We start from the raw sequence: 12,103 nt of genomic DNA, 5'->3' as shown, positions 1-12,103 counted from the left end.
CATGGCCCTGCTGGCGGTGGAAAACCTGACCAAGCGCTTCGGCGGCCTGGTGGCGGTCGATCAGGTCACCTTCGAGGTGCGCCAGGGGGAGATCCTCGCCCTGATCGGTCCCAACGGGGCCGGCAAGACCACGGTGTTCAACCTGATCACCGGCATCTACCGCCCCGACGCGGGTGAGGTGCGGCTGGCCGGCACCCGGGTGACGGGCCGGCCGCCCCACCAGATGGCCGCCATGGGGGTTGCCCGAACCTTCCAGAACCTGCGCCTGTTCCGCAACCTGACGGTGCTGGAGAACGTGATGTCCGGGCCCCACTGCCACGCCCGGGCCGGATTCTGGGCTTCGGTGCTGCGCACGCCCGCCCAGCGGCGGGAGGAAGCGCAGATCCGGGCGGAAGCGGAGGCGGCCCTGCGCCGCGTGGGGCTGTGGGATCTGCGGGACGAGCTGGCGCGCAACCTGCCCTATGGCCAGCAAAAGCGGCTGGAGATCGCCCGCGCCCTGGCCACCCGCCCGCGACTGCTGATCCTGGACGAACCGGCCGGCGGCCTCAACGAGCAGGAACGGGCGGAACTGGTGGAGCTGGTGCGCCAGGTGCGGGCGGACGGCATCACGGTGCTCCTGATCGAGCACGACATGAAGCTGGTCATGGGCCTTTCGGACCGCGTGGTGGTGCTGGACAACGGCGTGAAGATCGCCGAGGGGACGCCGGCGGAAGTGCAGGCCAACCCCCAGGTCATCGAGGCCTACCTGGGCCGGGAAGAGGATGAGTTCTGATGGCGATGCTGGAACTGGCGGGAGTCCACGTCTACTACGGGCACGTCCACGCCTTGAAGGGCATCGACCTGGAGGTGGAGGAGGGCGAGATCGTCGCCCTGCTGGGCGCCAACGGCGCCGGCAAGTCGACCACCCTGCGGGCCATCTCCGGGCTGGTGCGGCCGCGGGAAGGCAGCATCCGCTTCCAGGGCCAGGACCTGCTGAGGCTGCCCGCCCACCAGCTGCCGGCCCTGGGAATCGCCCACGCCCCCGAGGGGCGCCGGGTCTTCGGCCCCCTCACGGTGGACGAGAACCTGACCCTGGGGGCCTACCGCCAGGCCGACCGGGCGGTGGTGGAGGAGACGCGGCGGTGGGTCTTCGACCTGTTCCCGCGCCTCCAGGAGCGCCGGCGCCAGCTGGCGGGGACCATGTCGGGCGGCGAGCAGCAGATGCTGGCCATCGGCCGCGCCCTGATGTCCCGGCCCAGGCTGCTCTTGCTGGACGAACCCAGCCTGGGCCTGGCGCCCCTGGTGGTGCGCCAGATCTTCCACACCATCCGGGAGATCAACCGCCAGGGCGTGACGGTGCTGCTGGTCGAGCAGAACGCCCGGGCCGCGCTGAAGCTGGCCCACCGGGCCTACGTCCTGGAAACGGGCACCGTGGCCGTGGCCGGACCCGCGGGCGAGCTGCTGCGGGATCCCCGCATGCAGGAGGCCTACCTGGGCGGGCGGGCCGGTTCGGCCGGTGCCCGGTAGGCTGGAGCCGGCGTTGGACGATCCGGTCGCAAAGACGGGCCCCGGGGCGGTGGCTGGCCGCCCCGGGGCCCGTGCTGTTCCCGGCCGGCGCCAGGTCCCCACCGCGCTGGGGCAGGAAGAAAGCGGCAGGCCGGGGAAGATTCCTGGGGCAGACTCCTGCCGGTGCAACCCGCCGCTCCCCGGCACGGAGGGCGTCCCTGGCTACCGGCTGTCCGGTTCCCAGCCGCCTGGTGGCGGGGTCCCGTTGCCGGGCGAAGGGTACGGCCGGTGGCCGGGTTTGCCGTTCTCCGGGTCGCTGCCGCCGGCGGCTCCGGTAGGGCCGGCCGTCGGGCCGGCCTCGTCCGCCCGGGCGGGGCCGGCGGCCGGGGACGATGCCGGCGGGGCCGGGGAGGGCGGCGGGGCCGCCGCCGCGGGGGCGCCCGCACCTTCCCCCGCAGCGGCGGCCTGGTCGAGGCGGCGGGCGATCCGCTCCAGCTCCCCGGCGATGCGCCGCAGGTCATCGGCCAGCTGGGCCAGGAGCAGGGTACCGCCGGGTCGTGGCCGGCCGGGGGCAGGTCGGGCGCGCCGCACCATCACGCCGGGGTCGCGGGCGGGGTCACCACCGAAGGCCTGGAGAACCTCCCACCGCATGGCCATCTGCTCGGGGGAGGGTGCCACACGGGGACCCGATGCCTGCAGCGCCTGGGCAAACCGGTGGCACCCGTCCAGCACGGTGCCGCCCTCGTCCAGGGCCTGCTGGACGAAGGCGATCAGCAACCGGTCGGCCTCCGGCTCCCAGAAGCGCAGGTGATCGGGGATGCGCAAGGTGCTCATGCCCTTCACCTCGTTTTGCCCGAAGGCAGGTGGTGCGGCCGGGGGCGGGTGCCACGGGCCGCCCGGAAGAAGGGTCGGGGGCGGATTGCCCGGCGCCAGGACCCATCATGGCGGCCCCGGGTGCCGCAAGGGCTCCGGATGCGCCAGCTGTGCTGGAACCGTCCCTGCAGCCCGGTAAAGTGCCAGGAACCATGGATGGAACCTGGAAAAGTGCCGGAAAACGTTAGATAGTTCTGACAGTGTTTCGTCGCCGCAAGGTCCCGTTCCTTCCGCCCGGGTGCGAGTCCGGCCGGGAAAAACCTGGCTGAACATCACACCGCGTTCCACGCCGCCCATTATTCCATACGCAGGGGCGGGACGACCTCTGGCGCAAGGTGGTGGCGATCGGTGGCCTACCTTCTGCTGGCCCTCACCCCCCTGCTCTGGGCGGGCAACTGGACCATCGCCAAGGAACTGGTGCGCCGGGTGAACCCGGCGGATCTGGTGATGGCCCGGTGGCTTCTGGCATCCCTGGTCTTGGCGCCCATTGTCTACCTGCGGGAAGGCCGGTTGCCGCGCCCGCAGGGAGTAGACTGGCTGTGGATCGCCCTGTGCGGCCTGACGGGGATGGCGGGCTACAACACCTTGCAGTACGTGGCCCAGCAGCAGACCACCAACATCAACGGCACGTTGATTTACACCGCCTCGCCCGCCCTGACCTTCCTGCTGGCGGTGCCCCTGCTGGGGGAGCGGGTGACGCTCCGGCGGGCGGCCGGCGTGGCGCTCAGCCTGGCCGGGACCGCATGGATCCTGGCCGGCGGTTCCCTGGAGGTGCTGCGCTCCTGGCGGTTCAACCCCGGCGACGTGCTGATGGTGGTGGCTTCGGCAGGCTGGGCGGTGTACACCGTGGTGACCCGCTTCGGTACCCGCCGCCTCTCGCCCCTGGCCCTGACCCTGTACGCATCGGCTGCCGGGACCCTGATGATGGCCGCCACCCGGGGCGCCGCCCTGGCCGCCGGGAGGGGGGCGTGGAGCCTGTCGGCGGGTGACACCTGGGCGGTGCTTTACATCGGGGTGATGTCGTCGGCCGTCGCGTACCTGTTCTGGAACGAGGGGGTGCGGCGAGTCGGCGCCGGGGCCGCGTCGATCTTTGCCAACCTGCTGCCGGTGTACACGGCGGTGCTGTCCACCACGCTGCTGGACGAGCGGCTGACCCTGGCCCACCTGACGGGCGGCCTGGCGGTTCTGGCGGGCGTGTACCTGGTGGCGGCGCCGGCGGGCGGCACGGGGGCGGTGTCCAGCCGCGCCCGGCCCCGGGAGGCGCTGCCGGCGGAGCGGCCTTCCGGCCGGCACCTGGAGCGTTGAGATGCGGGCACGGGCCGCCCGGGCCCGTTCGGTCCGCCGGCGGCACACGGCCCGCCGGAAGCCTCACGGCCCCCTCGGATCCCGCGGCGCCAGGCGCATGCGGCGCCTGAAGCGGACGGCGGGGGAGGCCGCCAGGAAGCGGAGGCCGCCAGGCAGTGGAGGTCGCAAGACAGCGGAGGTCGCAAGGCCGGAGCGGTGGGAAATCGCCGAAATCTGTGATGAAGGGTCGAATCAGGCGCGGCCATGGGGCCGCGCCTTTCGTTGATTTTTCGTTGCTTCCTGTCAGGGCGGCGGGGACGAGCTTCCACCGCCCGACAGAACCTGGCACCCTTCACGGAAGGAAGGCCTGGCCGGGGCGGCGAACGGTGGCCGGGCACACGGCGGGAGGTGGCAACGTTGCCGGGCCGGCGATCCCGAACCAACCCCTGGATTACCGTGGCCATCCTGGTGGCGCTGCTGGCAGGTGCCGGCTACGGCTGGTGGCGCACGGAGGGGGACGGTGCGGGACCCTCGGGACCGGGTCCGGCGGTCCCCGGGGGTGGGAACCCTGCTCCAGGAGCCGGCCCGGACCCGGCGGACGAACCGGCCGTGCCGGATCCGGCCCCCGCGCCCGGCGGGGAAGGGGCGGCCGCTGCCAACCCGCTCTGGCCTTTCATCCAGCCCGTCGACCTCACGGCCGGCGCGGGGCTCTTGCCGCGGCCCATGGCCATGGAGTCCGAGGGGACGGCAGGCATCCTGGCCGTGGACGGCGACGCCCTGTGGTTCGCCGGGGCCGCGGGTGATCCGGTGAGGGTCTTCCAGCTGCCGCCGGGCCACCGCTGGGCCAGCCCCGTGGTGCCGTCGCCTGCCGGCGATGCCGTGGCCTTCCTGACCCGGGCCGAGGCGGGGACACCGTACCTGTGGGTCGTGCACAGTGATCTGACTTCCACGCCGCATCCGGTGCCCCGCGGGCTGGACCGCCCCGGCAGCCTGGCCTGGGCCGGCCCGGGTACGGTGGTGGCGGGGGACCCGCCCTTCCAGCTGGAGATCGAATCGGGCCGCTGGTCCCGCCTCCCGGGGTCCGGCCTGATCTGGGCGGGACCACCGTCGCCCACCGGGCGCTGGTGGGTGTACGGTGCCGCGGCCGAGGAGGGGGGTGCGGGCCCCGATCTTTATCTGGTCGACCACCACCAGGGCGGAGCCCGTCCCCTGGAGCTGGCCGGGGGCGAGCAGCCGGCGCTTCCGGGCCCCTGGCTGGCCGAGGACCGTTTCCTCGTGGCACTTGGAGAACCGCTGCAGCCGGCTGATTCAGGCGAGCGGGCGGGTCCGGGAGAGCCTGGTGCAGGGCCAGGCGGGGGAGCCGGGGCCGGTTCACCCGGCGGGTCCGGTGCGGGCTCCGGAGCGGCACCGGCACCGGGTTCCACTGCTGCCGCGGTGGGACCTGCGGCACGCCCTGGTACCGGTCCGGCGGCGGTGCAGGTGCTTCAGCGGCTCGTGGTGGTCGACGCCGGGACGGGCAAGGAGAGCACCTTGTTCGACGCGCCCCCCGGCGAGCGCTGGCAGGTGGTGGCCGCCAGCCCCGGCGGCCGCTGGGTGGTGCTGGCCCCGGTGGCCGGTGAAGGGGGATGGCGCCTGCTGGACACCGTGTCGGGGCGTACCCGGGATCTCCCCTCGGGAGTGGCGGCAGCGGGTGCGGTGTGGGGCGGCGGCACGTGGCTCTTCTACCTGGCTCCGGACCCGGCGGCCGGGGCCGGGGCCCTGCGCCTGGTCGCTCACCAGCTGCCTTCAGAGGAAGCCGAGCCGGAAACCGGCGAGGCGGATGTCCCCCTCCCGGGGTCCTGGCCGACCCTTCGCCCGCAACCCGCCGCCGTCCGCCGGCTCCTGGCGGTGGACCCGGCGGCCGGGGTGGCCTGGGTGGAGCTGGTTCCCGCCGGCGCGGCCGCACCAGCGGCGGCCCGGTGGGTGCTGTTGGAAGGGCGGCTTGAGCCGGTAAGGGGGCGTCATTAGACCTACAGGCAAAAGAAAGGACATGCTGCCGAACTTGTATAGATATCCAGTGTAGAGTCCAAAGGGGGTGCCGTGCGGTGCGGCGTGTTAGCCTGTACGGGCGGTGGCTGGCAGGGTGGATCGCTCTTGCCATGATGCTCGTCCTGGCCGGGGTTCCCACTCGGGCGGCCGGTTTCACGGATGCCGGCTGGGCCGGTGTACCCAAGAGGGGTTGGCAGGATGACGAGGTGCGCCGCGGGTGGATCCAGCGTTTTATCGCCCACATGACGCTGGAGGAAAAGGTGGGCCAGATGTTCATGATCGACGTCTACGGCCGGACTCCCACCGATCCCGCATATGAAGATGAAAACCTTGCGTCCGGGCGTGGCGTCCGCAACTTTGCCGAAGCGATCGAACGTTATCACGTGGGCGGGTTCATCTACTTCAACTGGAACGGGAACATCGGCGTCCCTCTTGACCCCCAGCAGGTGCAGGACCTGTCCAACGGGTTGCAGGAGATTGCACGGAAACAGCGGATACCCATTCCTCTTCTCATCGCGACCGACCAGGAAGGGGGCATCGTTGCTCGGGTGCGGCAGCCAGCAACCGAGTTCCCCGGCAACATGGCCCTGGGTGCGGCGCGCTCCCCGCAACTGGCTCATCAGGCCGCTCGCATGACCGCTCGGGAACTGCGGGCGCTGGGAATCAATATGAACCTGGCGCCGGTCCTTGACGTCAACGTCAATCCGTCCAACCCGGTCATTGGGGTACGCTCTTTTGGCGAGGATCCCGAACTCGCGGCGGACCTCGGAGTGGCGCAGGTCCTCGGCTACCAGGACGAGGGCGTGATCGCCACGGTGAAGCATTTCCCGGGACACGGGGACACCAATGTCGATTCCCACTATGGTTTGCCGATCATCCACCATGACCGCGCAACCCTCGACCGGGTTGATCTGGCCCCGTTCAAAGCTGCCGTCGCTGCAGGTGTCGATGCGGTGATGACAGCGCACATCGTGGTTCCGGCGCTGGATGACTCGGGATTACCGGCAACCTTGTCGCGTCCGATCCTAACGGGCCTGCTCCGGGAGGAGCTGGGCTTTGACGGTGTGATCCTCACCGACGCATTAGGGATGCAGGGCGCCCAGGTGTTGCCGCCCGAGCGAATTCCTGTGGAGGCAATCAAGGCGGGAGCCGACATCTTGCTGATGCCTCCCGACGTGGCCCTGGCCTATGAGGCCGTTCTGGACGCTGTCCGCCGCGGCGAAATCTCCGAACGGCGGATCGATCAGTCGGTTGCCCGCATCCTCGAACTGAAGATGCGGCGGGGGTTATTCGAATGGGAGTTGCCCGGCAGGGATGACCTGACCGTCCTGGGACGGGCTGACCACCGGGCCGTCTCCCAGCGGATCGCCGACGGAAGCATCACCCTGCTGCGGAATACGGGCAATGTCCTGCCCCTGCAGGCTGGTTCCCGTGTTCTCGTGGTGGGGCCCCAGACGGCTGGACCCATGTTCCTGGCCCGGGAGTTGCAGTCCAGGGGGTTGGGGGTCACAACACTGGTTACAGGACTGAACCCCACGGCCGCCGAGAGGGATGAAGCGGTACGCCGGGCGGGCGATGCCGACGTGGTGGTGGTCACCACGTACAACGCCAATTCCTATCCCGGTCAACGCCAACTGGTGGAGCGGCTGGCGGGAACGAACCAGCCGGTTGTGGTGGCCGCTACCCGGAATCCTTATGACGCCGCCGTGTTGCCTCCCACAGCCGGTTATGTGGTGACCTACGGTTACCAGCCCGTTTCCCTGGTGGCACTGGCTCGCGTACTGGTGGGCGAGGTGAACCCCTCCGGCCTGCTACCGGTGACCATTCCCGGCCTGTTCCCCTATGGGGCAGGACTCAGGTATCCGGCACCTTGAAAGGGGTGTTGGAGGAAACCGGCCTGCCCTGGGTGATGCCGTCGCCGAATATGCCGACTGTCGACACCGCCATGGCCTACATCGGAATGGGGCTTATGGAGGGCACGAACCTGTCGGAGGGAAGGGGGACGACCCGCCCGTTCGAGCTGATCGGTGCGCCGTACATCGACTGGCGACTCGGTCAGCGTCTCGCTCATGCCAAGCTGCCCGGCGTGCGCTTTCGTGAGGCGTATTTCGTGCCCACGTTCAGCAAATATGCCGGCCGAACCATCGGTGGAATCCGACTGTACGTGACGGACAGGGACCAGTTTGACCCAATTCGCACGGCCATCACCATCATCGTTGAAACGAAACGCCTGTACGGTGACCGCTTTCAGTGGCGATCCGACCTCTGGATCGACCGCTTGACGGGCTCCACCCAGGTCAGGACGGCGGTAGATGCCGGGCAAAGCCCTGAGGCCATCGTCGCGGGATGGCAAGACGAGCTGGCAGAGTTCCGCGCCCTTAGGGAGCAGTATTTGCTATATGGTCTGCGTGGTAACGGCCGGTACCGGTAGAGTCCGGCGATACAGGGGGGCGGGCAGGGAGCCCGCCCCCCGCCTTGTCAGGGAGTTCCAACTGCCGGGAACACGGGCTACAGCCCGCCGCAGGTATGCGGGATGGCGGGTGATCTAGCACGGGGAGCAGGAAACAAGGCGGCCCAAGTGGTATATACATTATGCCCAGTCCTGGCCGGTGGCAACGGCCGGGGTGGAGCGAGACATCCCGCGAAGGGGGTGCGTCCGCGTGGCCCAGGAGGAATCCATCGCGCGGAGCATACTGGACGTGGTGGGCCGGGGTAACGTCCGGTCAGCGGAACACTGCATGACGCGCCTGCGCCTGGAATTGGTCGATGCCGGCTCCGTCGACCAGAACCAGCTCAAGAAGATCAGCGGCGGCAAGGGCGTCGTGCGGACCGGCAGCCAGTTGCAGATCATCTTTGGTCCTGGGCTGGCCGAGCGGGTCACCGCAGCGGTTGCCAGCGAGCTGAAGTCCGGGCAGGGCGGCCCGGCGCAGGCTCCGGCGCGAACCCAGAGCACCATCGAGCAGAAGGCAGCATCCCCCGGTGTGCGTGGCTTCCTCAAGAGGATCGCCAACATCTTTCTTCCTCTGCTGCCTGCCATCATCGGTAGCGGCCTCATCATCGGCCTCACCAACTTCTTCGTTCGCATCGGGTGGATCACGGACCAGACCACCGTCGCCGGAGTGCCCCTTCTGGCCGTACTGCAGGTTCTTGGCGGTACGTTTCTTGGCTTCATGCACATTCTGGTCGGGATGAACGCAGCGCGGGAGTACGGAGGCCCCGGGGCCATCGGCGCGCTGGCCGGCATGCTTCTGATCGCTCCCAGCTTGCAGAACATTCCCAACATGGCCCCCGGCCGTGGCGGTATCATCGGGGCTCTGATCGCAGGTGCCTTTCTCGGATGGCTGTACAAGACGGTGAACCGCCGCATGCCGGACACCATCAGCGTCATGGCGACGCCGTTCATCACGGTGCTGGTTGGCGGTGCCGTCATCCTGTTCGTCGTCCAGCCGATCGGCTTCTACGCGTCCAACTGGATTGCTACTGGTGTCAAGGCGCTGCTGGACGTGGGCGGCCCCCTGGTGGGCGCGGTGCTGGCGGGAACCTTCCTGCCTATGGTGATGCTGGGCATCCATCAGGGTACCGTCCCCATTCACGTGGAACTGATCAATTCCCTGGGCAATACGCCGCTGCTGCCGATCCTGGCCATGGCCGGCGCAGGCCAGGTGGGCGCCTCGCTGGCCGTCTATGTGAAAACGCGGGATCGGGAGTTGCGGCAGATCATCCTCAGTGCGCTGCCGGTGGGCATCCTGGGCATCGGCGAGCCGCTGATCTATGGTGTCACGCTGCCGCTGGGCCGGCCGTTCATCGCCGCCTGTCTGGGCGGCGCAGTGGGCGGTGCCTTCATCGCCGTCACCAAGATCGGTGCCCTGGCCCTGGGCGTATCGGGTGTGCTGCTGGCGTTCCTGGTGACCAGCCCGGTCCTTTACCTGCTGGGCATCCTGATCTCGTACGCCGCCGGCTTTGCCATCGCGTACGTCATGGGCTTCGACGAGAGCCTGGCCCAGAACAGCCGGACCTTCGCCTTCACCGCGGACTGACCGTGTCAACCGGTGCGCCGGCGGCGATGAGGCGGGCACCGGCCCTACCGACCTCCCGCAAACCGCCTTTCCGAACTGGCACGAGGCCGGCCGCAGCGGGCGGCCGGCCTCGATGTTCGATCCTGGGGAACAGGCGCTGGTACAGGAACGGAAGGTGCGAGAGCCCAGCGCTCCCGCCGACCAGGTGACCCAGCGGGCTACCCGGGCGGTGGGGGAGGGGGCGCCAGCAGATGCGATGGCTGCGGAAGGGCGGGCCGTGAGCAAGGGCTATTGGGGAAGGGCTACGAAGGGGGCAACAACATGGAGGGGCAGCACCAGCAAAGCGGGGCTCGGAAGCCGGACGTGCCGTCTCCAGCAGGCCGAGTCGACCTGTCCCGGCTGGTTACGGAACAGCCCAACCCGGCCACGGCCAGGCTGGATATCCTGGATGCACGGGAGATCTGCCGGTTGATCAATGAAGAGGATCACAAGGTTGCGCCCGCTGTGGCCCAGCACCTGGACGTGATTGCGGAGGCGGTGGAACGCATCGCGGCGGCGCTGCGCCGCGGGAATCGCCTGTTCTACGTCGGCGCGGGAACCAGTGGCCGCCTGGGCGTGCTCGATGCTGCCGAATGCCCGCCCACCTTCGGCACCGACCCCGAGATGGTTCAGGGCATCATTGCCGGAGGGCCCCAGGCCCTGACGCGAGCGGTGGAAGGGGCCGAAGACGACAGCGAAGCCGGCCGGCAAGACATCAGGGCGCGGGGCGTTCGGGCTGGCGACGTGGTCGTGGCCCTGTCGGCCAGCGGGCGTACGCCCTACTGCCTGGGCGCCTTGCAGGCCGCCCGGGAGGCCGGTGCCTTCACCGTGGCCGTCACGTGCAACCCTGGTTCCGCCATGGGCGGCGTGGCCGATCTGGCCATCGAGGTGGTGGTGGGACCGGAGGTGCTGGCCGGTTCGACCCGAATGAAGGCCGGTACCGCTCAGAAAATGGTGCTCAACATGCTCAGCACGGCGGCCATGGTGCGGCTCGGCAAATGCTATGGCAACCTCATGGTGGACCTGCGGCCGACCAATGAGAAGCTGGTGGAACGCGCACGCCGGATCATCATGCGCGTGCTGGGATGCGATGCCTCGACGGCAGCCGACCTCCTGGCCCGGTCGGGAAACCAGGTCAAGGTGGCCATCGTGATGGGCGCCACGGGTCTGGACGCCGAGGGTGCGCGCCGCCGCCTGGACGAGCACGGCGGGTTCGTCCGCAGGGTATTGGACGAAGCGGCGTCTGGGTCGAGCTGAAGGGGGAGGGATCTCCCGTAATGCGGGGACACCGTGGGCGGGCCACCCTCTACATCGAGATCATGGAGTTCCTGCGGCGGCGGATCCGGGAGGGGCACCTCCGCCCCGGCGACCGGATCCCCTCCGAGCGCGAGCTGGCCGAGCAGTTTGGCGCGAGCCGTATGACGGTGCGTCACGCCTTGGACCAGCTGGCGTGGGAAGGGGTGATTCGCCGGGAGCAGGGGCGGGGAAGTTTCGTTGCCGAACCCAAGATTCCCCTGGGGCTGCAGTTCCTGACCAGCTTCTCGGAAGACATGCGCCGGCGGGGGCTTGAACCTTCGTCCCGCCTGCTGTCCGTGGCGGTGGTCGAGGCCGACGATACCGTGGCCGCCCAGCTGGCGCTGGCGGTGGACCGGCGGGTCACCTCCCTGCGCCGCGTGCGCTACGCCAACGGCGAACCCCTTTCCATCGAGCATGTGCAGGTCCCCTACCGGCTCCTGCCCGACCTGGCGGAGCATGTCCGCGAGCGGTTCCGGGGACAGCGAGCGACCGCCTTTTCCCTGTACGAGCGTTTCGACCGCGTGGGCATTGTCCTGCAACGGGCCCGGCAGACCATCGAAGCCGCCGTGGCCACGGCCGAACAGGCCCGCTGGCTCCAGGTGCGGGAAGGGAGCGCCCTGCTGCTGCTCACGCGGGTGAGTTTTGACACCACGGGCCGTCCGGTCGAACTGGTCCGTTCCTGGTACCGGGGGGATCGCTACCGCTATGAAACGGAGTTGATTCGGCCTCCCGCGGCGGCCGAGGTCCTCCCCGCAGCGGCTGGGGGTGAACCGGAACAACCTTGACCAGGACCAGCCTGGGTCCAGGTGCAGGAAAGGAAGCGATGGCCAGCATGGACATGACGCATCCTCTCCGGGAAGCAGCGGAAGGGTTTACCCTTCGGAGCCGTCGCATCGTGGTGCCCGGGGGCATCCTCGACGGTTACGTGCGGGTTGCCGGGGGGCGCATCGCCGAGGTGGGCGCGGGTGACCCGCCGTCTACAGGCGGGGGTAGGGTGACCTACCTCGGAGATGCCTGGCTGCTCCCCGGAATGATCGATCTCCACATCCACGGTCTGGGCGGCTGGGACACCTACGATCTGC

10 protein-coding genes are annotated in these 12,103 nt (G+C 69.5%); 9 read left to right on the top strand and 1 reads right to left on the bottom strand.

The genetic code is table 11. The annotated features are described in order from the left end of the window. Position 1 precedes the first annotated feature (1 nt). Entirely contained in the window at positions 2–772 is a 771-nt protein-coding gene (locus ACZ5T9_RS11245) for an ABC transporter ATP-binding protein (protein WP_006904259.1), read from the top strand. Further along, positions 772–1,506, top strand: coding sequence for an ABC transporter ATP-binding protein (locus tag ACZ5T9_RS11240; protein ID WP_464833167.1), 735 nt, complete (start codon positions 772–774; stop codon positions 1,504–1,506). The genes ACZ5T9_RS11245 and ACZ5T9_RS11240 overlap by 1 nt, the downstream gene beginning before the upstream one ends. Before the next feature lie 201 nt (positions 1,507–1,707). Here ACZ5T9_RS11240 and ACZ5T9_RS11235 read toward each other — a convergent pair whose 3' ends face one another. Continuing rightward, positions 1,708–2,319, bottom strand: coding sequence for a hypothetical protein (locus ACZ5T9_RS11235; protein WP_464833166.1), 612 nt, complete (start codon positions 2,317–2,319; stop codon positions 1,708–1,710). Between the two features lie 387 nt (positions 2,320–2,706). On the opposite strand from ACZ5T9_RS11235, the gene ACZ5T9_RS11230 reads away from it, so the two are divergent. The 7 genes from ACZ5T9_RS11230 to ACZ5T9_RS11200 all read left to right on the top strand — a co-directional run bounded on the left by ACZ5T9_RS11230 (position 2,707) and on the right by ACZ5T9_RS11200 (position 11,806). After that, positions 2,707–3,663 (top strand): DMT family transporter, encoded by a 957-nt coding sequence (locus ACZ5T9_RS11230; RefSeq protein WP_464833165.1) that lies wholly within the window; start codon positions 2,707–2,709, stop codon positions 3,661–3,663. A gap of 396 nt (positions 3,664–4,059) precedes the next feature. Then, a complete protein-coding gene (locus ACZ5T9_RS11225) occupies positions 4,060–5,649 on the top strand; it encodes a hypothetical protein (protein WP_464833164.1) in 1,590 nt (529 codons plus the stop codon). 131 nt (positions 5,650–5,780) lie between these two features. After that, positions 5,781–7,544, top strand: coding sequence for a glycoside hydrolase family 3 protein (locus ACZ5T9_RS11220; protein WP_464833163.1), 1,764 nt, complete (start codon positions 5,781–5,783; stop codon positions 7,542–7,544). A 5-nt stretch (positions 7,545–7,549) separates the two neighbouring features. Then, positions 7,550–8,101: a DUF1343 domain-containing protein gene (locus ACZ5T9_RS11215; RefSeq protein WP_464834446.1), complete on the top strand. Its 552-nt coding sequence runs from the start codon at positions 7,550–7,552 to the stop codon at positions 8,099–8,101. A gap of 229 nt (positions 8,102–8,330) precedes the next feature. Then, positions 8,331–9,707, top strand: a complete 1,377-nt coding sequence (locus tag ACZ5T9_RS11210; RefSeq protein WP_464833162.1) for a PTS transporter subunit EIIC — start codon at positions 8,331–8,333, stop codon at positions 9,705–9,707. Positions 9,708–10,007: 300 nt separating this feature from the next. After that, positions 10,008–10,982 (top strand): N-acetylmuramic acid 6-phosphate etherase, encoded by a 975-nt coding sequence (murQ, locus tag ACZ5T9_RS11205; protein WP_006904248.1) that lies wholly within the window; start codon positions 10,008–10,010, stop codon positions 10,980–10,982. Between the two features lie 20 nt (positions 10,983–11,002). Then, the gene (locus ACZ5T9_RS11200; RefSeq protein ID WP_464833161.1) at positions 11,003–11,806 is read left to right on the top strand and encodes a GntR family transcriptional regulator; all 804 of its coding nucleotides are present in this window, start codon (positions 11,003–11,005) and stop codon (positions 11,804–11,806) included. The last annotated feature ends 297 nt before the right edge of the window (positions 11,807–12,103 follow it).

The organism is Thermaerobacter nagasakiensis, assembly GCF_055396825.1.
The sequence above is the reverse complement of the archived record's forward strand: the minus strand, read 5'-3'. Positions and strand labels throughout refer to the sequence as shown.